19 protein-coding genes and 2 pseudogenes are annotated in these 22357 nt (G+C 69.0%); 12 read left to right on the top strand and 9 right to left on the bottom strand.

The features are described from left to right. Positions 1-89: 89 nt before the first annotated feature. The 4 genes and pseudogenes from ACFQ7F_RS36435 to ACFQ7F_RS36420 all read left to right on the top strand — a co-directional run. Entirely contained in the window at positions 90-1328 is a 1239-nt protein-coding gene (locus ACFQ7F_RS36435) for a hypothetical protein (protein WP_383280423.1), read from the top strand. Positions 1329-1416: 88 nt separating this feature from the next. Next, positions 1417-2805 (top strand): sensor histidine kinase, encoded by a 1389-nt coding sequence (locus ACFQ7F_RS36430; protein ID WP_383280420.1) that lies wholly within the window; start codon positions 1417-1419, stop codon positions 2803-2805. Between the two features lie 4 nt (positions 2806-2809). Then, positions 2810-3454 carry a response regulator gene (locus ACFQ7F_RS36425; protein ID WP_383280418.1) on the top strand — a complete coding sequence of 215 codons (645 nt, stop codon included), beginning with the start codon at positions 2810-2812 and terminating at the stop codon, positions 3452-3454. A gap of 377 nt (positions 3455-3831) precedes the next feature. Beyond that, positions 3832-4698, top strand: a pseudogene (locus ACFQ7F_RS36420) (ThuA domain-containing protein); the annotation flags it as partial. A gap of 252 nt (positions 4699-4950) precedes the next feature. Here ACFQ7F_RS36420 and ACFQ7F_RS36415 read toward each other — a convergent pair. From ACFQ7F_RS36415 to ACFQ7F_RS36405, 3 genes are all read right to left on the bottom strand, one after another. Further along, positions 4951-6336 (bottom strand): MFS transporter, encoded by a 1386-nt coding sequence (locus ACFQ7F_RS36415; RefSeq protein ID WP_383280415.1) that lies wholly within the window; start codon positions 6334-6336, stop codon positions 4951-4953. A gap of 202 nt (positions 6337-6538) precedes the next feature. Then, positions 6539-6994 carry an RpiB/LacA/LacB family sugar-phosphate isomerase gene (locus ACFQ7F_RS36410; protein ID WP_383280412.1) on the bottom strand — a complete coding sequence of 152 codons (456 nt, stop codon included), beginning with the start codon at positions 6992-6994 and terminating at the stop codon, positions 6539-6541. Positions 6995-7339: 345 nt separating this feature from the next. Continuing rightward, a complete protein-coding gene (locus tag ACFQ7F_RS36405) occupies positions 7340-8335 on the bottom strand; it encodes a LacI family DNA-binding transcriptional regulator (protein ID WP_383280409.1) in 996 nt (331 codons plus the stop codon). A 191-nt stretch (positions 8336-8526) separates the two neighbouring features. Here ACFQ7F_RS36405 and ACFQ7F_RS36400 point away from each other — a divergent pair, with 191 nt between their 5' ends. The 3 genes and pseudogenes from ACFQ7F_RS36400 (at position 8527) to ACFQ7F_RS36390 (ending at position 10669) form a co-directional block, all read left to right on the top strand. Beyond that, positions 8527-8727, top strand: a complete 201-nt coding sequence (locus tag ACFQ7F_RS36400) for a hypothetical protein (protein WP_383280406.1) — start codon at positions 8527-8529, stop codon at positions 8725-8727. A 14-nt stretch (positions 8728-8741) separates the two neighbouring features. After that, a pseudogene (locus ACFQ7F_RS36395) lies at positions 8742-9363 on the top strand (ABC transporter ATP-binding protein); the annotation flags it as partial. A gap of 169 nt (positions 9364-9532) precedes the next feature. After that, the gene (locus ACFQ7F_RS36390; protein ID WP_383280403.1) at positions 9533-10669 is read left to right on the top strand and encodes a PQQ-dependent sugar dehydrogenase; all 1137 of its coding nucleotides are present in this window, start codon (positions 9533-9535) and stop codon (positions 10667-10669) included. A gap of 53 nt (positions 10670-10722) precedes the next feature. Here ACFQ7F_RS36390 and uvrA read toward each other — a convergent pair whose 3' ends face one another. Together uvrA and ACFQ7F_RS36380 are read right to left on the bottom strand one after the other, a co-directional pair. Then, positions 10723-13197 (bottom strand): excinuclease ABC subunit UvrA, encoded by a 2475-nt coding sequence (uvrA, locus tag ACFQ7F_RS36385; RefSeq protein WP_383280401.1) that lies wholly within the window; start codon positions 13195-13197, stop codon positions 10723-10725. 9 nt (positions 13198-13206) lie between these two features. Then, a complete protein-coding gene (locus ACFQ7F_RS36380; RefSeq protein WP_383280398.1) occupies positions 13207-15048 on the bottom strand; it encodes a flavin-containing monooxygenase in 1842 nt (613 codons plus the stop codon). 133 nt (positions 15049-15181) lie between these two features. Between ACFQ7F_RS36380 and ACFQ7F_RS36375 the strand changes: the two genes are divergently transcribed. Continuing rightward, the gene (locus tag ACFQ7F_RS36375) at positions 15182-16201 is read left to right on the top strand and encodes an SMP-30/gluconolactonase/LRE family protein (RefSeq protein ID WP_383280396.1); all 1020 of its coding nucleotides are present in this window, start codon (positions 15182-15184) and stop codon (positions 16199-16201) included. Positions 16202-16214: 13 nt separating this feature from the next. On the opposite strand, the gene ACFQ7F_RS36370 is transcribed toward ACFQ7F_RS36375, so the two are convergent. Both ACFQ7F_RS36370 and ACFQ7F_RS36365 read right to left on the bottom strand, forming a co-directional pair. Continuing rightward, positions 16215-16805 (bottom strand): TetR/AcrR family transcriptional regulator, encoded by a 591-nt coding sequence (locus tag ACFQ7F_RS36370; RefSeq protein ID WP_383280393.1) that lies wholly within the window; start codon positions 16803-16805, stop codon positions 16215-16217. 32 nt (positions 16806-16837) lie between these two features. Next, entirely contained in the window at positions 16838-17311 is a 474-nt protein-coding gene (locus ACFQ7F_RS36365; protein ID WP_383280390.1) for an ATP-binding protein, read from the bottom strand. A gap of 296 nt (positions 17312-17607) precedes the next feature. On the opposite strand from ACFQ7F_RS36365, the gene ACFQ7F_RS36360 reads away from it, so the two are divergent. From ACFQ7F_RS36360 to ACFQ7F_RS36350, 3 genes are read left to right on the top strand one after another with little or no spacing between them, the layout of a single operon-like run. Beyond that, the gene (locus ACFQ7F_RS36360; RefSeq protein WP_383280387.1) at positions 17608-18417 is read left to right on the top strand and encodes an alpha/beta fold hydrolase; all 810 of its coding nucleotides are present in this window, start codon (positions 17608-17610) and stop codon (positions 18415-18417) included. Beyond that, positions 18417-19688, top strand: a complete 1272-nt coding sequence (locus ACFQ7F_RS36355) for a SpoIIE family protein phosphatase (RefSeq protein ID WP_383280426.1) — start codon at positions 18417-18419, stop codon at positions 19686-19688. Before ACFQ7F_RS36360 ends, ACFQ7F_RS36355 begins: the two co-directional genes overlap by 1 nt. Next, positions 19685-20035, top strand: a complete 351-nt coding sequence (locus ACFQ7F_RS36350; RefSeq protein ID WP_383280385.1) for an STAS domain-containing protein — start codon at positions 19685-19687, stop codon at positions 20033-20035. The genes ACFQ7F_RS36355 and ACFQ7F_RS36350 overlap by 4 nt, the downstream gene beginning before the upstream one ends. On the opposite strand, the gene ACFQ7F_RS36345 is transcribed toward ACFQ7F_RS36350, so the two are convergent. After that, a complete protein-coding gene (locus ACFQ7F_RS36345; protein ID WP_383280382.1) occupies positions 20032-20496 on the bottom strand; it encodes a peroxiredoxin in 465 nt (154 codons plus the stop codon). The genes ACFQ7F_RS36350 and ACFQ7F_RS36345 overlap by 4 nt on opposite strands. Positions 20497-20768: 272 nt before the next feature. Next, positions 20769-21611 carry a SigB/SigF/SigG family RNA polymerase sigma factor gene (locus ACFQ7F_RS36340; protein ID WP_383280379.1) on the bottom strand — a complete coding sequence of 281 codons (843 nt, stop codon included), beginning with the start codon at positions 21609-21611 and terminating at the stop codon, positions 20769-20771. A 306-nt stretch (positions 21612-21917) separates the two neighbouring features. Here ACFQ7F_RS36340 and ACFQ7F_RS36335 point away from each other — a divergent pair, with 306 nt between their 5' ends. Beyond that, a complete protein-coding gene (locus ACFQ7F_RS36335) occupies positions 21918-22244 on the top strand; it encodes a plasmid stabilization protein (RefSeq protein ID WP_383280377.1) in 327 nt (108 codons plus the stop codon). Positions 22245-22357: the final 113 nt, after the last annotated feature.

The following is a 22357-nucleotide window of genomic DNA, read 5'->3' as shown; positions in this document are numbered from 1 at the left end:
CAGGAAGCCTGGCCGGTCGGCCGAAGCGGAGCCGGAGAACGCGGGTTAGCGTCCTTCTCGGCAGGTGGCACCACGGAGAGGGAGATCCCATGGAACAGCGAACGTCCGACCGCTACGCCGGCGCGACCACCGAGTTCGAGAGGGACGTCGTCGAGCTGTTGCGGGAGACGATGAAGGCGGTGGCCAAGCAGGAACGCGAGGACGTCGGTACGGAAAGCGTGCTGTACGTGCTCGTGTCGGGTGACTCGGCCGCGGGCTCCGCGATCGCCCCCGGAATGAGGGCCTCCGGCTCGCTCGGCGGTTCGATCGGGTGCCGGGGGACATCCGTGTGGGTCAGTGACGACTCAGGTGACGGCAGCACGGGAACCGAGGACGACGAGCGGGAGATCGACGCCTTCTGGCGGGAGGTCCGGTGCGAGGAGGTCAAGAGGCTGCGCTGGAAGAATCGGAAGAAGAAGGAGGGGGTGAAAGAGGGGGAGGAGCAGGCGAGCATTGAACTCCCGCCGATGACCGGCGCGTTGCGGGCCTGCCTGCGCAAGGCGCTGGAGGCCGCACGGGAGGAGGGCGCCATTTCGGTGCGCGTCAGCCATGTGGCGCGCGCGATGTTCGAGCTGCCCGATACGCGTGCCCGCGAGGCCATGGTGGTGGAGAAGCTGGACGTCTCGGCTGCCTCGGCTGCGCTCGACGCGTTGCGGGGGTGCGACGAAGCGCCGGAGCCCGCCACGGTGTTGGGGCTGCGCAAGGCGGGGACGTTCGGCAAGAGCGGTAATCCGCTGACCCGGAAGTTCATGGCCTGGATCCTCGGGGGCGGCGCGGGGTTCGGCTCCGCGGTCGTGGGTGTGGTGCGCTCGGAGGCACGACGGGGGGTGGTGCGCCGTGGGGCGTCGGAGATGGAACCCGTCGATGTGCTGCTGGGTATCCTGTCCCTTGACCGGTCGTTGACCGTCGCGGGGCGTGAGTTGCCCGAGAAACTGACGGGAGCGAACCAGGGGGCGGAACTCCTGCGTCGATACGGCGCACGACAGGATGCTGTCGCCCGAGTGCTGCTTCCCTCCACCGGGGTCGTGGAGGAGGAGCCCCCGGAGGTCGCCGGGGCGGCCGACTTCGACCAGCGGCTCCTGCACGTCACGCAGCTCACCGCCTCCGCTCAGGGCTCGCCCACGGTCGGCACGACCCACCTGCTGGCCGCCCTGCTGGACGAGGCCGGGACGGACGCGGAGTCCGCGGCGGAGATCGAGCGTGTGTTGACCGAGGTCGGGGTGGACGTCGCCGGGCTGCGGGCGGAGCCGGATCTCCAGGTCCCCGGAGGAACGGCACAAGCTGCCTGAGGTCGCCGCGGCTCGCCGACGCGTATGACAGGAACAGCCGTTGAGAATGTCACCCACATGTGAGAACGGCACCCACACGGAGGAAATCATGAGCCCGGCAGTGCGACCGTGGAGGCGGATGCGCCGTGAGGCCGCCGCGATTCGGGATGCGGTGCGCGCCGCGCCCCGGCGGACGGTCGTCACCGAGTCCGTCCTCACCGGCCTTGTCCTGCTGTGCGCGCTGGCGCCGTTTCCGCTGGTTCCGCCGGCCCACCCGGTGACGGCGTCCCTCCTGGGGGTGTGGGCGGCGCTGCTCGTGCCCGCGCGGCGGATGTACCCGGCCCTCACGGTGCTGTGCTGCGTGCCGGTGGCCGCCGGAGACAATGCGTGGGCCATGGTGGTGGTGCCGTGCGTCGTGTGGTCCGCCGTGCGCCGCATCACCCCCGCACGGCGCGCCTGGGGAGTGGTCGGGGCGAGCGGTGCCGGCGCCGCGCTCGTGTCGATTGCCGCCCAATCCCTCATCGGGCAGCTCCCGAAGATGCCGTACCTGGCCGCCGGCGCCGGTGTGGCCGCGTTGTTCATCCTGCTGCCCGCACTGTCCGGCCTGATGCTGGGGCGTCGCCGACCGCTGACCGGGCTGCTGCGGGAACGCAACGCCTACCTCGAACACGCCCGCTTCCTCACCGAAGAGGCGGCCCGCATGGAGGAACGGGCGCGCATCGCCGCCGAGATGCACGATCTGCTCGGCCACCGCATCGGCCTCATCTCCGTGCACGCCGGAGCCCTCCAGCTCGCCGCCGAACGACAGGCACCCCCGCTGGCCTCCCAGGCCGAACTCCTGCGCACCACCGCCGGAACGGCCATGGACGAGCTGCGCGGCATCCTCGGCGTCCTGCGCCACCACTCCGGCGAGGAGACCGCCGAGCGGGGGAGCCGCGAGGATCTCTCGGCCCTGGTCGCGGACTCCCGGAGCGCGGGGGCCGACGCCGAACTGCACTGGAACGCGACCGCTCCTGCGGACGCGGACGCCCGTACCCGGCAGGCTGTCCACCGTGTCACCCGCGAAGGACTCGCCAACGCGCTGAAGCACGCGTCCGGCGCGCCTGTCCGTGTGACGTTCCACGACGAGGGGGACACGGTGGTGGTCGCCGTCGTCAACGAAGCCCCGCCGGTGCCCTGTTCGCCGGGTGACGGGAGCCGCAGCGGCCTCGTCGGCCTCCAGGAAAGGATCAGCCTGCTCGGTGGCACCCTCGACGCCGGACCGCGTCCGGAGGGCGGCTTCGTCCTCTCTGCCCGTATACCCGCCCGGCCCGACGTTCCCGCCGTGTACGCCACTTCGTCCGAGCCGGTGACCGGCGGGGCGGGCTCCCGGCCCCCGCTGTCCACGGAGGTCCTCACGTGGCCCCGCCTCCTGGGCGGGGGCTGCGCGGCGATGCTGGTGTTGCTGCCGACGGTCGGCGGCACCATCATCCTGCTGATCATGGCGGTTCTACACTGAACCGATGATTCGAGTGCTGATTGCCGACGACGAGGCGCTGATGCGCGCCGGGATCCGGCTGATCCTGGAGAACGCCGACGAAGTCCGCATCGTGGCCGAGGCGCAGGACGCCCGCGAGGCCGTCGAAGCCTGCCGCGCCCACCCCGTCGACGTCGCCCTCCTCGACATCCGCATGCCCGGCGACGGCATCACCGGCGCCGCCGAGATCACCCGCCTTTCGCCCCGCACCCGGGTGGTGATGCTGACGGCCTTCGGCGAGGAACCGAGCGTCACCCGCGCCCTGCGCGCCGGAGCTCACGGCTACCTGCTCAAGGACACCGGCCCCCGCGACCTCATCGACGCCGTACGCCGCGCCGCCGCCGGGGAACCCGTCCTCGCCCAGCAGGTCACCCGCCAACTTATCGACTTCCGGACCCGGTCGGGCCTCGGCAGCGATGCCGCGGCACGTCGGATCGCGGACCTGACACCTGCCGAACGGGACGTCCTTAGGCTGCTGGGCACCGGCCTCTCCAACGCCGGGATCGCCGCACAGCTCCACCTGAGCTCCGGCACGGTCAAGGCTCACATCAGCAGCATCCTCACCCGCACCGACTGCACCAACCGCGTCCAGGCGGCGGTGCTGGCGCAGGAGGCAGGACTGCTCGGCTGACGCCCGGCAGGCTGCGCGCCTGTCCGCCACGAAAGCCATGGCCACAATGCGGGGTCGGCCGGGGCTTCGATGGGACCGGAGATCGGGGCGGGGCGGGGCGGGGCGGGGCGGTGTCGGGCCCGTGCGTGTTCAACTCCTCGCGAATACAGCTCGGTTCGTGCCTACCTGGGTTTCACCTCTTGACGTCTTTGGTGCAGACCTTTAGGTTCCCGATCGCCACACTTTCATGAATGCACTCGCTGTTCATCGACGTGAACATCAACATCATGAACAGGAAGCCCCACCCTCACCCCCACCCCCACGCCAGCCTCCCCACGAAGGGCTGTGATCCTCCGATGGCCAGACCGTCCTCAGCGTGCGCGACCGTGAGTCGCGGCGTGCTCACCCCCGTTCAGCAGCGTCGCCAACTCTCGCTGCGCATCCTCCTCCTGCTGGCGACGCTGTTCGCCTTGGCGGCAGCGCCCGCCGCCCGGGCGGGTACGGCCACCGACACGGCGGCTCCTTTCAAGGTGCTCGCGCTCTACAGCGGCACCTGGGACGCGGCGCACATCGACTTCGTCAAAGAGGCGAATGACTGGTTCCCCCGGCAGGCCGCGGCGAACGGCTTCACCTATACCGCCAGTAGCAACTGGGACCTGCTCAGCAACGGCGGTGTCGACGCCTACAAGGTCGTGTTGTTCCTCGACGACTTGCCGCAGACCACCGCTCAACGGGCGGGATTCGAGCGGTACATGCGCGGTGGCGGCGCCTGGATGGGCTTCCACGTCTCGGCCTTCACGACTGAGGCGGCGAGCTGGCCTTGGTACCACAACCAGTTTCTCGGCAGCGGCAACTTCAAGTCGAACACCTGGGGTCCCACGACAGCGGTCCTGAAGGTCGAGAACCGAACGCACCCGGCCACCAAGAACCTGCCGACCACGTTCACCTCGTCGGTCAGCGAGTGGTACAGCTGGTCCAACGACCTGCGGCGGAACCCGGACATCAAGATCCTGGCTTCCGTCGACCCCAGTAGTTTCCCACTGGGAACGGATCCCAATCAGTCGTGGTACAGCGGCTATTACCCGATCCTGTGGACCAACGCCAAGTACAAGATGCTGTACGCCAACTTCGGTCACAACGCGATGAACTACGCGACCAACACGCGTCTGTCGTCGTCCTTCGCGAGCGGGACGCAGAACCGGTTCCTGCTGGACGGGCTGAAGTGGCTGGGCGGATCCGACACCCCCACCCGGCGGGAGGACTCGCTCGCTACGACCTGCTGCTGAACATGCGTCGGCCGTCCGACTCTCAGTAGAAGCCCTCACTCCTCACTGCGGAAGTGGATGTAGGGGTGGTAGAGCCCGATGCGTTCATCGGATCAAGCTGGCCAGCGAGGGCGCGGCGTGGAAGAGACCCGAGCTGTGGGTGCTCGACGATGGCTGCGAGGCTCGCTCGGTGCTTGCCTGTCGTGAACGGGGCGTACGCCGCGGACTCACCGGTGAGTAGGAGAACAGAGTTCATCGAGACTCGGACGAGAGCGGCGGGGCGCTACTCGTCGGCGTCTCTGAAGCGGTCTGAGCTCGCCTTTCCTCGGCAACGAGGCCGAGCACACGCTCCCGCTCATGGCGGCCCCAGGTCTCCTTGGTCACGAGGATGCCGCCGAGGCCGATCACGGCCGCGGCGAGGTAGAGCAGCGCGGCACCCGGCCAGCCGTAGGCGCCTACCAGGGCAGCGGCGAGCAGAGGGGCGAAGCCGCCGATGGCTGCGGCGACTTGGTAGCCGAGCGAGGCTCCCGAGGTACGGGTCGCGGTGCGGAACTGCTCGGTGAGCAGAGAGCCCTGGGTTCCGGTGAGTGACGCGTGGATGAGGCTGATGCCGATGATGAACACCGTGACCACCAGGGCGGGTTGGGCCGTGTTGGTGAGCAGATACATCGGGAAGGCGAAGAGGATCGCCGCCGTACAGGCCGCTATGTAGATGGGGCGGCGTCCGATGCGGTCGGTGAGGGTGCCGGCGAGAAAGGTGACCGCAATGGCGAGGACGCTGGCAACGGTGATCGCGCCGAGGGCGACGGGCCTGAGGTCGGGGTGGCGTTCGGTGATGTAGCTGAGCAGGTAGGTGGCGGTGGAGTAGTAGGCGAAGGATTCGACGACGCGCAAGGCGATGACGCGCAGGATGCCGCGCCAGTCATCGGCCAGCGTGGCGAGGAACGGGTTCTTCTCGGTATTGCCGCTGGCCTTGGCTTCCTGGAACTCGGGGGATTCGGAGAGCCGGGAGCGCGCGATCAGCGCGGCGATCACCATGACGGCGCTGAGCAGGAACGGGGTCCTCCACTGCCAGTTGCCCTCCAGGGTGGCGCTCCACGCGAACACGCCGCTGGCCAGAGCGATGCCCAGAGGATTGCCGGCCTGGGGGATCGCGGCGAACATGCCTCGGCGGTGCCACGGCGCGTGCTCGTAGGCCATGGTGATCGCCCCGCCCCACTCGGCGCCGAACGCGAGGCCCTGGATCATGCGGATGGCCACGAGCAGGATCGGTGCGAGCACACCCGCCTGTCCGTAGGTCGGCAGCACGCCGATGAGGAAGGTGGCGGCGCCCATGACGATCATCGCCGCGACGAGGACGGGTTTGCGGCCGTACTTGTCGGCGAAGTAGCCGCCGAGAGCGCCGCCGAGCGGGCGCATGACGAATCCGACCGCGAGGGTGGCGAAGGAGAGCAAGGTGCCGACGAACCGGTCGCTCTCGGGGAAGAAGACCGCTCCGAAGTAGAGCGCGGAGGCGGTGCCGTACGCGATGAAGTCGTAATTCTCGACGCTCGTGCCGAAGGCCGCGGCGATCGCGGTCTTGACGCGGTCCTTGGAGCCGAGCACGCTCCGCCGTCCGGCAGGGACGCTGCTGGACATGGAGTTCTCCTTGAAAGGGCGCCGGATCAACTCCGGCGTCTGCGCAGTGAGGAGGAGGGGCCGTACGAGGGGAGGGACGTGCCTGTTGACCGGGTGTTTCGGGGCATGCCGAGGAAGCGCCCGGCGTAGTCGTCCGTGGGCAGGGCGTTGGTGTCAGCGGAAGAGAGAGCTCACCCGCTCAAGGGGGTGCGTGGGTGGCCTGTCAGGCGGCCGGGGTCAGGGTGTCGAGCGCGTTCAGTTTGTCGACCCGGCGGCGGGTTTCTTCGTCGTCGTCGAAGACGGCACCGAGGAACTCACGGATGATGTCGGGCACGAGCGCGTGCGGGACAAGCCAGGCCCCCATGGCGATGGCGTTGGCGTCGTCGTGCTCTACGGCCTGGTGCGCGGAGTAGGGCTCGTGGGCGAGGCCGCAGCGGACGCCGGGCAGTTTGTTGGCCGCCATGATGGCGCCCTGGCCGGTGCCGCAGACAAGCACGGCCCGATCGGCGGAGCCGGAGAGCACGACCTCGCAGGTGGTGCGGGTGATGTCCGGGAAGTCGACAGGGTCGCTGCTGTGGGTGCCGCAGTCGATCACCTCATGTCCGAGAGCCTCGATGGCCTGGCGGACGGTGTCTTTGAGCGCGTATCCGGCGTGGTCTGCGCCGAGGGCGACCTTCATCGGTTGTTCCTCTCGGGAAGGGCGCACTGCGGTTTCGCCTGGTGGAGGACGGAGGGTGCAGTGCTCGGTCGTCGGGCGGGGGAGTGGCGGTGAGCGCAGCGTGCAGTCGCTGGAGGCACGCTGCGCGGCGTAAGCGCGGTCCCCGGCCTTGACGGGGACCGTGTGCTCGGAGCCGGGCGCCATCGCGGCGCACGGGCGCAGGGCTTGAACGGGCGTCCTCCCAGGCGGCTTCGCGGGAGCCGAGCGGACGGCTGAGGCAGCCGGCGCTGCCGGTGACGGTTCCCGTGCCCGTGCCCGTGCCCGTGCCCGTGCCCGTGCCGGTGGCGCCGACGGCGATCTGGGTGCTCATCGGATGTCCGGCAGCGCGCGGTCGGCGAAGGTGGTGGGGATGCGTTGCCCGGGTGCGGCGCGGCCGGCGATGAGGTCGACGAGCCCTTGCACACCAAGGCGGCCGATCGAGGACGCGACGTTGCGGACCGCGCTGATGGGCGGCGAGGCGAACTCGAACCAGTCCAGGTCGTCGAAGGAGACGATCTCGATGCGGGCGGCCTGTTCTGCGCCGAGCCGCTGGTGCAGCGCGCGCACGGCTCCCAGCGTGGTCGGGCCGTTCGCGCCGAACACGGCCGTGAAGGTGACGCCGCGATCGAGGATGCGGCCCATGGCCTCGGCCGCCCCGCCCGCCAGGAAGTCACCGGCATCGAGCAGCCTGTCGTCGGTGCTGATGCCGTGCGCCTGGCGCCCGGCGAGGTAGGCGGCGCGGCGCTCGGCACCGGTGGAGATGGTGTCAGGGCCGCCGATGAAGGCGACGTCGCGGTGGCCCCTGCGCTGAAGCCAGGCGAGCACCTGCTCCACGCCCTGCGCGTTGTCCGTGCCGTACAACGGGGCGTCGACGCCCTCGATCCTGCGGTTGAGGAACACGAGCGGCAGTCCGGACGCGAGCGTGGCCGCGAGCTGGGGCGAGACGCTGCTCTGCGGCGAGAACAGCAGGCCGTCGATGCGTTGCGAGGCGAAGGTCTGAAGGTAGGCGTCGGCCTGTTCGGCGTCCTCGTTCGCGTTGGCAAGCAGCACGGTGTATCCGTGGCGGCGCGCCTCCTGCTCGGCGGCGTGAGCCAGCTCGGAGAAGAACGGGTTGCGGATGTCCGAGACGAGCAGCCCAAGGACCTCGGTGCGGGCGCGCCGCAGGGAACGGGCGGGGCCGTTGGCGATGTACCCCAGCTCCGCCGCGGCCGCGAGCACGCGCGATCGGGAGTCGGCCGAGGTCTGACTGCTGCCGCTGAGCACCCGGGACGCGGTACCGAGCGCGACCCCTGCCCGTGCGGCGACATCCTTGATCGTGGCCATCCGCCCCACCTCCTTGTGGAAACGTTTCCATGAACTGAATAAACTTAAGATCGCACACCGCTCGTGAATTGAGCAAGGTCCTGGAGCAGAGACGCAACACCCCACGAGCGCAGCCGGGGTCGTGGGGCTCGGGGTTCGCCGGAGTTGCGGCGCGGGCGCAACCTAAGCGCCTCATGATCGTTCAGGTAGGCATGAGGAATGCTACGCGCGCCGTCGTTGCCCTGACCCTTGCCGCCGCGGCCCTTGCTGTGGTCGGCCCCGCTCATGCGGGCGATGAAACCGACGGTGAGGGAGGTATCAACATCCCTGAGAGCCCCGGCGAGGTCGTCGACGGGGTGCGAACGGGCCTCGACATGGCAGCTATGAGCTGGGAGATCGCCCGGGCCCGCTGAGGTCCCGTCCGTGAGTGCACCGGCTGCTCGCGACGGAACTCGCCCGCACCATTGGCCTGTTGCCGCAGTCGCCGGTGGCCCCTGAGGGCATCACCGTCGGCCGTCGGGGACCTTGTCGGCCGCCGCCGGAATCCGCACCAGGGGGGGGCTGTCCTGCTGGAGCGCGAAGGGCGACGCCGCCGTGGCTGCCGCTCTGGAGGCAACACAGACGACACCGCTGATGGACCGCTCAGTGGACGAGCTGTCCGGAGGCCAGCGACAGCGAGTGTGGATCGCGATGGTGCTGGCTCAGCAGACCGATCTGCTCCTGCTGGATGAACCCACCACGTTCCTCGACGCGAGCCACCAGATCGAGGTGCTCGACCTGCTCGCAGTCGCGGGACCACGAGCGTCATGGTCCTTCACGACCTCAACCTCGCCGCCCGGTACTCGGACCATATGATCGCCCTCGCGGCAGGCCGGCCGCATGTCACGGGTGCCCCCGCCGGGGTACTGACGGAGGAGAGTGTCCGCGCCGTGTTCGGCCTCGACAGTCGCATCGTGGAGGACCCGGTGTCGGGCAAACCTCTGATGCTGCCGAAGCCGCGCCAGCCACGGCCCGTCCGTCTCGGTACGGGTGGCGACAAACGGGCGTAGATGAGGGGCGTCTTGGTCTATACCAGTCATCCCTGTCCCAGTATCCTCATCCGTGGCCAGTAGCACACCATCCCCCACCCAGGTTGCGTGCTGGCGCGGGCGGCACTCGCCCAACTCTGCCCCCAGCAGCCGGGTGACCCCCCCATTCGCCGCCTCCAGGAGGATCACGGTGAAAGTTCGCACCAGAAGCTCGGCGATCATCGGCACCCTCGCCCTCGTTGCTTCCCTCGCCCTGACCACGGCGTCCGCCGACGAGCCCGCAACCACGCAGCAGGCCCCGAAGGTCGCGCTCACGAAAGTGACGACGGCCGCGAATCCGACCGCAGGCACCGCCGGTCCCGGCGGATCGGTCTGGATAGCCGAACGCGCGGGCACCGTAAGGGTCTTGAGCAAACAAGGGCTCGGCGCGCCCGTCCTCGACATATCCAAGGAGACCACCACCGACGGCGAACGCGGTCTCCTTGGCATCGCGTTCGACAAGAAGTTCGCGCACTTGTACATCTCGTTCACGAACCTCGAAGGCACAAGCACCGTGGACGAGTTCGCCGTTCGGAACGGCAAGATCCGGCCTGAGACCCGGCGCACCGTCCTCACGCAGACGCAGCCCTATTCCAACCACAACGGCGGCGACATCAAGTTCGGTCCCGACGGCTACCTCTACATCGCGCTCGGCGACGGCGGCTCGGGCGGCGACCCGCACGGCAACGGGCAGAAGCTCGACACGCTGCTCGGCAAGCTCCTGCGGATCGACCCGAGCGGCGGCAAGCCGTACGCGATCCCGGAAGACAACCCCTTCGTGGACGACCCGAACGCGAAGGACGAGATCTGGGCGTACGGGCTGCGCAACCCGTGGCGGTTCTCCTTCGACGCGGGCACGGGCGACCTGCTGATCGGTGACGTGGGCCAGAGCAACTGGGAGGAGATCGACTGGGCCCCGGCCGACAGCAAGGGCGGCGAGAACTACGGCTGGTCCCAGATGGAGGGCAACCATCCCTTCCGGGGCGGCACGGAGCCCGCGAACCACGTGCCGCCGGCCCACGAGTACGACCGCAGCGGCCTCGGCTGCTCGGTGACCGGCGGATATGTCTACCGAGGCAAGGCGATCCCGGCCCTCAAGGGCCAGTACGTGTTCAGCGACTACTGCGACGGCACCATCCGCGCTCTGCAGATGAAGGACGGCAAGGTGACCGGCGCGAGCGACCTCGGAGTCAATGGCGGCGAGGTCATCTCCTTCGTGCAGGGCGGCAAGGGGGAGCTGTACGTGCTTGACATAGGCGGCAGCATCTCCCGTATCGACCCGGCGTAACGTCTGGTTCGTCGACTGCACTGCTTCGTCGGCAGCTTCCTCGGCTGGTGCGCTCAGGAGCGCATCAGCCGAGGCGCGAGATAGGGCGCGGTGGCGCTGCGTTTTGACTTCGCGACCTTCGTGGGTGTGCCTGTGGCGACCACCTTGCCGCCTGCGTCGCCGCCGCCCGGGCCGAGGTCGATGACCCAGTCGGCGGTGGCGATCGTGTCGAGGTCGTGTTCGACCAGGACGACCGTGTTGTCGGCGTCGACGAGCTGGTGGAGTTGTCGGAGCAGCAGCGCGATGTCCGCGGGGTGCAGGCCCGCCGTCGGCTCGTCGAGAAGGTAGAGGGCGTGGCCGCGGCGGGCTCGCTGCAGTTCGGTGGCGAGCTTGATGCGCTGGGCCTCGCCGCCGCTGAGTTCCGTCGCCGGCTGGCCGAGTCGCAGGTACCCAAGCCCCACTTCCCGGAGCGTTTCGAGGCTTCGGGAGGCGCCGGGAACGTCCGCGAGGAACGTGGCCGCGTCGTCGACGGACATCGCGAGGACGTCCGCGATGTGTTTGCCGCGATAGGTCACTTCGAGCGTCTCGGCGTTGTACCGCGCGCCGTGGCACGTCGGGCACGGCGCGTAGGTTCCGGGCAGGAAGAGCAGTTCGACCGAGACGAACCCCTCGCCCTGGCACGTCTCGCACCGCCCCTCGGCTACGTTGAAGGAGAAGCGGCCCGGTGTGTAGCCGCGTGCCCGGGCCTCGTCCGTCGCCGCGTACAGCTTGCGTACCGCGTCGAACATCCCTGTGTACGTCGCCAGGTTGGAGCGGGGAGTGCGGCCGATGGGCCGTTGGTCGACCCGGACGAGCCGGTCGAACGATTCGACCCCGGCCGAGTCCCGTACGTCGATCTCGAGTTCCGCTTCGTCGGGCTCATCGGGCGCGATTCCGAGGTGGCTGCGCACGACCTCGGCGAGCACCTGTGTGACAAGTGTCGACTTACCGGAGCCGGATACGCCGGTCACGGCTGTCAGTACGCGCAGCGGTACGTCGACGGACACGTCGCGCAGGTTGTGGCGGGAGACGCCGCTCAGATGCAGCCAGCCCTGCGGTGTGCGGGGACGGTGCCTGATCGGCTCGGCACGTCCGAAGAGGTAGCGGCTGGTGGCCGACTCCTCGACCTCTTCGAGCCCGGGGACCGGACCGCTGTACAACACCTGTCCGCCCGCCTCCCCGGCGCCGGGTCCGATGTCGACGACCCAGTCAGCCCGCCGTACGACATCCATGTCGTGCTCCACGACGAACAGCGAGTTGCCCGAGGCTTTCAGCCGGTCGAGCACGTCGAGCAGTGGCTCGGCGTCAGCGGGATGCAGGCCCGCGGACGGTTCGTCGAGCACGTAGACGACGCCGAACAGGCCGGAGCGCAGCTGGGTGGCGATCCGCAGACGCTGTGCCTCGCCCGGTGAGAGCGTCGTCGAGCGGCGGCCGAGGCTGAGATAGCCGAGGCCCAGGCCGAGGAGGACCTCGACGCGCGCGACGACATCGGCGCAGATCCGTACCGCGGCCTCGGTTCTCTCCCCGGACCGGGCGGTCGATGTGGCTGCCGAGGCTTCCGGCAACTGTGCGACGGGCCGCAGCAGGGCCGCGACCTTGGTGAGCGGCATCGCGTTGACCTCGGCGACGGAGCGTCCTGCGAAGGTGACCGCGAGCGCCTCGGGCCGCAAGCCGCTGCCCTCGCACGCGGGGCAGGGCACACTCTGGACGAACCGCATCGCCCGATCACGCATCCGCTGGCTCTTGGAGTCGGCGAGGACATGCATCACGTGCTTGCGGGCGCTCCAGAACTTCCCGTAATAGCCGTAGTCGATACGGCCCGGCTCGGGTTCGATGAGAACGGACGGCTGTTCGTCGGTATGGAGCAGCCACTCCCTGTCCTTCTTCTTGAGCCTGCGCCACGGCCTGTCGATGTCGATGCCCAGACCGCTCACGATGCTGCGCAGGTTCGCCCCCTGCCAGGCGCCCGGCCAGGCCGCGATCGCGCCGTCCCGGATGCTCAGTGACGGGTCCGGGACGAGCAGCTGCTCGGTGACGTCGTGCACGGCGCCAAGGCCGTGGCACTGCGGGCAGGCGCCGGCCGAAGTGTTGGGCGAGAACGCCTCGGCCTCGAGACGTTCGGCGTCCGCCGGGTAGGTCCCGGCGCGTGAGTAGAGGATGCGGAGCAGGTTGGACAGCGTGGTGAGCGTGCCGACCGTCGACCGTGAACTGGGCGCCCCGCGGCGCTGCTGCAGGGCCACGGCGGGTGGCAGCCCGGTGATCTCCTGCACGTGCGGCGCGCCGACCTGCTGCAGCAGCCGACGGGCGTACGGCGCGACGGACTCGAAGTACCGGCGCTGAGCCTCGGCGTAGAGCGTGCCGAAGGCGAGCGAGGACTTCCCCGAACCGGAGACGCCGGTGAAGGCGACCATCGCGTTCCGGGGGATGTCCACGTCCACGTTTCTCAGATTGTGCTCATTGGCGCTCAGGACACGCACGCAGTGGTCGGCCTCAGCCGAATTGTCTTCCATTGCATGTCTTTAACCGTTCGGAGCCTCCGCGGTTGGCCGCCATGCGGGTGGGGTGGCCGACCTGGCCTGGAGGATCCCGCCCATGGACTCCTCGCGCCACTGCTCCAGGAGTTCGTGGAAGGCGCATGCGCCGTGGGGATAGGCGATCGGACCGTTCGGCCGTCCGCGCCCTTCGCGGTTGTAGTAGCCGGGGGTGCACTCGGCGTGGAACCACTCGTGGTCGGGGGCGTCCTCGGCCAGGACGGCCATCCAGGCGTCTTCGGCCTCGCGGGTCGGCTCGAAGAGGGCGCCCTTGGCTTCGGCGGCCGCGACGAGGGCGGCGGCATGGACGGCCTGCTCGTCCAGTACGTGGGTGAAGTTGACGCTGCTGGCGTTCTGGAGGGAGCCCATCTGGACCAGGTTCGGGAAGCCGTTGCTGGTGAAGCCGTGCAGCGTGCGCGGTCCCTGCTGAGCCCACGCGTGCAGCAGTTGGGTGCCTCCGCGGCCGTGGACGGGGAGCTTGCCGGAGTGGATTCCGGAGGTCCCGACGGAGAATCCCGTGGCGAAGATCAGGCAGTCGAGTTCGTATGCGGTGTCACCGACCACGACGCCGTGTTCGGTGATGCGCTCGATGCCGTGGGTGTCCGCGGTGTCGACCAGAGTGACGTTGTCGCGGTTGAACGCCGGGTAGTACTTGTCGGAGAACGTGGGGCGCTTACAGGCGTACCGGTACCAGGGCTTGAGTTTCTCCGCGGTGTCCTGGTCGGTGACGGTCTGCTCGACGCGGGTGCGGAGCTCGTTCATCTTGGCGGCGTCCGCGACTTCGTACGTGGCTTCGAAGTCCGCCCGGTCGCCCCGGCGACGGAAGCTCGGCAGGAGTTTCTCCAGGAGACCCGCTGATGTGGTCCAGCGGTCCGCCACGAGGTCCTGCTCGGCGCTCTCGCCGGAGACGATACGGAGATAGTTCTCGCGGCGTTCGCGTGCCCAGCCGTCGTGATCGGCGCCCACGTCCTGGGCAGTGGTGGGGCAGTTGGCGCGCACGTCCACGGTGGAGGGGGTGCGCTGGAAGACGTAGACGTGTCCGGCGTCCTCGGCCAGCATCGGAATGACCTGGATGCCGGTGGCCCCGGTGCCGACGATGCCCACCCGCTTCTGCGCGAGGCCGCTCATGCCGCCGTCCGGGGTGCCGCCGGTGTAGGCGTAGTCCCACCGTGAGGTGTGGAAGGTGTGGCCCGTGAAGTCCTCGATGCCGGGTATCCCGGGCAGCTTCGGCTCGGAAAGAGTGCCGGTGGCCGTGACGACGTACGTGGCCCGGAACGCGTCGCCGCGGTCGGTGGTGACCATCCACGTCTCTGATGTCTCGTCCCAGGCCAGCGAGGTGACCGCGGTGGAGAACAGGGCGTCCGGGTAGAGGTTGAACTTCTCCGCGATCCGCACCGCGTGGCGGCGGATCTCCTCACCGGGGCTGTACTTCCACTCCGGTACGTACCCGGTCTCGTCGAGCAGCGGCAGGTACACGTGCGACTCGATGTCGCAGTGGATGCCCGGGTACCGGTTCCAGTACCAGGTGCCCCCGAAGTCACCGCCCTTCTCGACGATGCGTACGTGCTGCACGCCCTGCTGCCGCATTCGCGCCCCGGCGAGGATGCCGCCGAATCCGCCACCGACCACGACGACGTCGACGGTGTCGTGCAGCGGATCGCGCCCGGCCGGTTCTCCCGCGTACGGATCGGCCGCGTAGTAGCCGAACTCGGCTTCGGCGGCGTGGTATTGGCCGGCGCCGTCGGGTCGTACGCGCCGCTCACGTTCGAGGCGGTAACGCTGCCTCAGGGTGGCGAGCTCGTCAGAAGACGGAGCTTGAGGGGTGGTCATGTGGGGGACCCCGATCCTGCCTGTCGGGCCGTCCCGGAGTGAACGGCCGTCCGCTACGGTAGCAACAACCGGACACTAGTGTCCGGTTGGATGGCGGGTACCCCCACACAGCGGACAGGAAGAGTGACTCCCCATGCAGCGAATCCCGATCCGATCCCTTGCGGTCCTTGCCACGATCGGCACGCTGGTCCTCACCGGATGCGGTACGGACACACGTGACTCCGGTGACCGGGCCGCCTCCGTCGGCGCGGACAGGACCATCCGCGCGCACAAGGTCATGCAGCTGACGAAGGTGCACCAAGAGACCGGTATGACCCTCCTGGAGGGCCCGACCTTCGGCAAGGACGGCGATCTGTACGTCGTCGACGTCACCGCACCGGAGGGCAAGCCCAAGGTGATGCGCGTCGACGTCGAGAAGAAGACGTCGCGGGCGGTCCATACCGATGGGCGTGGGGCCTACACCTCGGCACAGTTCAGCCCGAAGGACGGACGGCTCTATCTGACCGACTACGCGCACGGCGAGGTCGTGAGCCTGGCTCCGGACGGCAGCGATCCGCGGACCTTCTTCTCCGGCAAGGTCGACGGAGCGCAGATGAACCCCGACGACATCGCCTTCGACAAGGAGGGCAACCTGTACGTCAGCGACTCACGTGGTCTTTCCGAGGGAGAGGAGCACGGGCGCGTGGTGCGGATCGACCGCGACGGCAAGAAGGCCACCGTCCTGGCCGAGGACCTGGCATCGACGAACGGAATCTCGTTCGACGTGGACTACCGCGGGCTGTGGATCAGCGAGCTCACCCAGAACCGGATCTCCTACCTCCTGCTCCACGCAAAGGGAGGGGTCGCTTCTCGGCACACCGCGGTTCGCGTCGACGGCGGTATCGCCCAGACCGACTCGATCGCCGTGGACGCGGACGGCAACCTCTACCAGGGACTGCACGGCCGGCCAGCGATGGCCGTGTACGACAAGCACGGTGAGCGCCTGGCGACGGTCGAGGTTCCCGGCAGCGCCACAGGGCTCGAATCGGCGACGAACGTGGCGATCGCGCCCGGCGGGAAGAAGGCGTACATGACCGTCAGCGGGCCCGGCGGGGGATATCTCTACACCTTCGACGCCCTGGCGGAGGGGATCCGGCAGTCCAACGGCGGCTGACACCGCCCCGCACTCACGCCTCGAAGGGGCGCACCGGTCCCACCTCGACGCCGAGCAGCCGCCAAGCAGCCCTCGCCCGGCGTTCCCGCTCCTCACGGGTGGGGCCGGTGACGGCGCCGGAAACCATGGCGACAGCGAGCATGAGGTCGTCGGCCGCGCCAAGACGATGGCCCTGCGTCAGGTGTCCGCGCAGACCACGCTCGACCCGCTCGGAAAGCGCCACGGCGTACGCGCGGATGTCGGAGTGGCCGCCTGCCCCCTCGGCGTGCAGGAGGCCGATGAAAGCTGCCGACTCCGTCAGATGCCACGTCATCACACCGAGAACGTCGGCCAAGGTCGCGTCGTCCGCTGCGGCCGCCTGCTCGACCTGCCGTACGTTCTCCTCAAGAACCGCGGTCGCCACGGCGGCCCGGTCGGGAAAGTTCCGGTAGAGAACGCCTTGTCCGACCCCGGCCCGACGCGCGATCGCGGAGAGCGGAGCGTCCAGACCGTGCGCCGCGTAGATCTCCCGGGCGGCGGTGATCAGAGCGGATCGGTTGCGTGCGGCAGCCTTCGGCCCGTCATTCGCGGGTCGCCGTTCGTCCGGCGTGGGGGGCTGCGTCACCCCGGAAGCCTACCGGCGGCGACGGGGGCGGCTCACGTCTGACGTGCGGAGGCTTCGGTGGCCGGTTTGTCGGCCAGGGCGATGTGGGCGGTGATGCGTTTGCCGGCCGGTTCGAGGTCGACGTGGAACTTCTGGGCGACGGCCATGACTATCTCCAGGCCGTGCCCGCCGATTCTGTGCGGGTCTTCGGGGCGGGCGACAGGCTGGGCGGGGACGCTGTCGTGCACGGTCACCGCGACGGTGGCGTCCACGATGATCAGTTCCATGACCATCGGCCCGGGAGCGTACTTGCGGGCGTTGGTGACCAGTTCGCTGACCACCAGTTGAGTGAGGTCCATCGCGCGGGCGGAGACGGCGACGTTCTGGTCCGTCCGGGCCCGGGTGAGGAAGTCGAGCGCGAGATGACGTGCCTCGGAGATGGAGGCGTCCCCACCGTTGAGAGGGACGGCGACCCCCATGGTGTGAGCTCCCGACGGCGCCTTGCCGTCGATGCCGGCTGAGTCCATGTCCTCGCCACCTTCGTCCCCGTTGTCTGCGCTCACCTACCCTGCCGGACGCGTCACATTCTGTTCTGGCCCGGATCGATAATTCGTTCGAGCGAGCCTGCCCGTTCTGTCGGACAGGTCTCCACCGCGGGCCCGGGCCCGCGACGCGTCGGCGAGTGCAGTCGAGAACATGGTGACAGACCGCCGTCGGCAGAGTCCTCCCATGTGGCAGACCCGGTCGGTGCCGCCACCGTCGAAGAACCGGTGCCGCGACCGTCGCGGAACCAGTCGGCGGGGATTCTGCGAGGATGTGCCGCATGGCTGTGCTGAGCAGGAACCATGTGACGGTGTCCGGCCGCGCCGGAGGCCCTGTGGTCATGCTGGCGCACGGGTTCGGGTGCGACCAGAACATGTGGCGTCTTGTGGTGCCGCTCCTGGAGAGTGACTTCACCGTGGTCCTTTTCGACCACGTGGGTGCCGGGCGCTCCGATCTGTCGGCGTGGAGCGAGGAACGCTATTCCTCGCTGGACGGCTACGCGGAGGATGTGCTGGAGATATGCCGTGAGCTCGCGCTCGGCCCGGTGACGTTCGTGGGGCACTCGGTGAGCGCGATGATGGGCGTCCTGGCCGCGGCACGGGAGCCGGAGGCGTTCGCCGGTCTGGTCCTGCTCGCCCCGTCGCCGCGCTTCATCGACGATCCGGCCACCGGCTATCGCGGCGGGTTCAGCGCCGAGGACATCGATGAACTCCTCGGGTCGCTGGATGCGAACTATCTGGGCTGGTCGGGCGCCATGGCTCCGGTGATCATGGGCAATCCCGAGCGGCCGGAACTGGGCGAGGAGCTGACCAACAGTTTCTGCCGCACCGATCCGGACATCGCCCGTGTCTTCGCCCGTGTGACGTTCCTGTCCGACAACCGCGAAGACCTCGCCAAGGTCACCGTTCCCACCCTGGTCGCGCAGTGTTCCATCGACGCGATCGCGCCCCCGGAGGTCGGAGACTTCGTGCGGGCCCGGATTCCCGGAAGCCGCCTTGTCACCCTGAACGCGACCGGGCACTGTCCCCAGCTCGCCGCGCCGGAAGAGACGGCGGCGGCGATCACCGACTTCGTCGGAGCCACGCGATGATGTCCAAGACCAGCGACGGCGGGTGCGGCGAGCGTCCCGATCCCGACGAACAGCCCGGAGACGATCACGCGGCGTTCTCCGCGCTGCTCGAGGACAGCGTCGAGGACCTGTACGAGAACGCGCCGTGCGGGTACCTCTCCACGCTCCTCGACGGCACCATCGCCAAGATCAACACGACGCTGCTCGACTGGCTCGGCTACGCCCACGACGACCTGGTGGGCCGCCGGACGTTCGCCGACCTGCTGACCGTGGGCGGGCGGCTCTACCACGAGACGCACTTCGGCCCCCTGCTGCGCATGCAGGGCGAGGTCAGCGGAATCGCCCTGGAACTCAAGGCGGCCGACGGCAGCCGTCTGCCCGTCCTTGTGACCTCCGTGGTCAAGACCGGCAGCGACGGACAGCCGCTGCTGATCCGCACCACCGTCTTCGACGCCCGCGACCGCCGCGCCTACGAAACCGAGTTGCTGCGCGCCCGACAAGAAGCAGAACGCGAACGCGAAGAACTCAAGCGACTCAACACCGCCCTCCAGCAGACCCTGCTGCCCCCGACGCTCGTGAGCGTGCCCGGTCTGGAAGTGGCCGCGCACTACCACATCGCCTCCGCCGACATGGTCGGCGGCGACTTCTACGATCTCTTCCCCCTGGCCGCGGGGACATGGGGACTGTTCCTGGGCGACGTGTGCGGCAAGGGCGCAGCCGCCGCGGCCGTCACCTCGCTGGCCCGCTACACCCTGCGTGCCGCAGCCGTCTACGACCCCGACCCGGCCGCCGTCCTGAGCAACCTCAACACGGTGCTCAACCATGAATACAACGGCCACGACCCGCGGTTCTGCACCGTCATCTTCGGTCTGCTCACCCCCGACACCGATCAGGGCGGCTTCCGCGTCACCCTGGCCAGCGGCGGCCACCCCCCGGCCCTGCTCATGCGCGCGGACGGAAGCACCGACGATCTGCCCACCCCTGGCGGACAGCTCATCGGCGCCCTGCCCGACGCCCATATCGCCACCACGACCATCCGCCTCACGGCCGGCGACACCCTGCTGCTCTACACCGACGGCCTCACCGAAGCCCACACGGTTTCGAGCAGCGACGACGACCGCTACGGGGACGAGGCCCTCCTCGACTTCGCCCGGGCGATGGCACCCACCACCGCCTCGGGTGCCATCGCCGCGATCCGCGACCTGCTCGACACCTTCGGCACCGGCGTCGACGACGACACCGCCGTCCTCGCCATCAGCGTGCCCCGACCCACCAGTGAAGAGCGGCAGTGACTCAGCTCGTCATCCGTACCCGGACCACCGGCGCCGGACCCGTCGTCGAACTGGCCGGCGAACTCGACTACGACAACGTCTCCCGGCTGCGCGAGCTCCTGCCTGAACTGTCGCTTCAAGCAGGCCAGCAGCTCGTCATCGACATGGCAGGCATCACCTGCTGCGACTCGAGCGGCATCACCGCCCTGATCGCCGCCCGCAACCACGCCCTGGCCGCCCACGCGGACATCGCCCTGGCAGCAGTCCCCGGTCGCATCAGCCGCATCTTCAACGTCGTGGGCCTCGGCCAGGTCTTCCCCACGCACCCCACCGCGCAGGACGCCGAAGCCGCCTGGACGGCGCTCTAGCCGACGGCGGACCGCAGGGCCGCCAAAGCCCGGTCCGCGTGGGCGCTCATCCGGAACTCGCTGCGTACCACCTCGAGAACGCGACGGTCGGGTCCGATGACGAAGGTGGCCCGTTTGGTCGGCAGCGGACCGAAGCCGCGCGCCACGCCGAACTGTCCGCGCACCACGCCCTCCGGATCCGACAACAGCGGGAAGCCGAGCGTGTGCAGCCCCGCGAACTCGCTCTGGCGCTCGACGGCGTCCGAACTGATTCCCACCGGCCTTGCGCCCACCGACGCGAACTCGGCTGCCAGGTCCCGGAAATGGCACGCCTCCGCGGTGCAGCCGGGCGTCATCGCCGCCGGGTAGAAGAACACCACCACCGGGCCTTCGGACAGGAGTGACGAGAGGGCTGTGGGCGTGCCCGTCTCGTCGGGAAGCGTGAAGTCCTCCACCAGGGAGCCGACTTGGATCCGGGTCATCGCTGCGCTCCTCGGCCGTAGTGGACGCGGGCGGGCGAAGCAGGCGTAGAGGTAAGAGGTGGACGAGGGGGGTGGACGGACACGAAGTCTCCTCACGGCTCGGCTGCACAAGGCAGGTGGCACGCGATACTACTCGGCGGTAAGGAGAGGTGTCTTCGGCCCGGTTCACCGCGGGCCCTGCGGCATGCGGCCGACATGCCTGAGCCCCTGGGGCCGCCCTGGTGCCCCAGGGGCCGATCAAGCGATGCGCACAGTGCGCATGGGCCCCGTTGTCAGGCCGCTTGAGCGTGCCCGGTCTCCTCGTCCTCGCGGACGGCCTCCGCGCGTACACGGGCACAGCTGGTGGTGATGAGACGGGAGACGTGCATCTGCGAGATGCCGAGCTCCTCGGCGATCTTGCTCTGCGTCATGTCCTCGAAGAAGCGCAGGTACAGAATGGTCCGCTCACGCTCCGGAAGCCGCCGCAGACCCGCCTTGGCGGACTCTCGGTCGGTGATGAAGTCATAGGCGGGATCGGACGCCCCCAAGGTGTCGGCCAGGCTGAATCCGTCCGGGTCGGAGGAGAGCTCGGCGTCGAGGGACAGAGCGCTGTAGCTCGTCATGGCCTCCAGGCCGTCACGGACCTCGTCCTCGGTCAGACCGGCCTGCTCGGCGATGTCCGCGATGCGGGGCTCGGCGTCGCCACCCGGCTGGTCCAACAGATCGCGGCGCGCGACACGGACCTTGTTGCGCAGCTCCTGGACGCGGCGGGGTACCCGTACGTCCCACATGCGATCGCGGAAGTGCCGCCGCAGTTCTCCGGTGATGGTGGGCACGGCGTAACTCTCAAAGGCCCCGCGCTCGGGCTCGTACCGGTTGACCGCTTTTATCAGGCCCATCGCGGCGACCTGCCGCAGGTCTTCGAGGTTCTCGCCCTTGTTGCGGAACCTGCCTGCGAGACGGTTCGCCATGGGCAGCCAAGCCGTCACGATCTCCTCGCACAGCAAGTCGTGTTCGGGCCCTTCATCGAGCGCGGCGAGGTGGGCGGAAGCTGCCTTGGTGTCGGGAGCATCGTCGTGGGGGCGCCGGGTCGCTGTACGACGACGGGCTGAGGGTGCATGGAGATCGGTAAGCATCAGTAATCGCTCCTCAACGGTGGGCCAACAAGTGACCGCGAGAAACGGGATGACCCGGAGCCGGACATCCAGCGGGAGTGGGCAGACCGCTCCCCGCGGATGCGCCTCCGGTCCGAAGCACGAAGTACGCCTGCCCCTCGACTCGGAGGGGAAACAAGTCGTACGCACCGACGTGGTCCCGCAACGGGTGAATGCCCGTTCCGATCTGCCGACGTGCGGCCCGTACGACCACCAAGAATCATGAGGACGTATCGCCCGTGATCGAGCGGGCACACGGGAAGCGCGCACACAAGAAAGGGGCACCACATGCCTGCTGGATCGAACAAGAAGCGTGAACGCCAGTACGAGCACATCAAGGAGAGCGTCGAGGACCGTGGGACCTCGGCCAAGCGCGCGAAGGAGATCGCCTCCCGCACGGTCAACAAGGAACGGGCACGTTCGGGAGAGTCGAAGACGGCCAGCAAGACGTCCACGCAGGACAAGAAGTCGGCGTACGAGCGAGGCGGGGAGCGCTCGCACAGCGGCGCGCAGGGCCCGACCAAGGACCAGCTGTACGCCGAGGCCAGGAAGAAGAACGTCGAGGGCCGCTCGTCCATGAACAAGAAGGAACTCAAGCAGGCTCTCGGCCGCTGACGTTGCCGCCGATCGAGCGACGTTCACGTTGCGGGGCGCATGCAGAGGAACGGATGGGGCACACGGGACGCGGGGTGCGAAGCGTCGGAACGGCCTCGGACGCTTGGCTTCGT

The sequence above is a fragment of the Streptomyces sp. NPDC056486 genome, assembly GCF_042795295.1.
GTDB lineage: Bacteria > Actinomycetota > Actinomycetes > Streptomycetales > Streptomycetaceae > Streptomyces.
The sequence above is the reverse complement of the archived record's forward strand: the minus strand, read 5'-3'. Positions and strand labels throughout refer to the sequence as shown.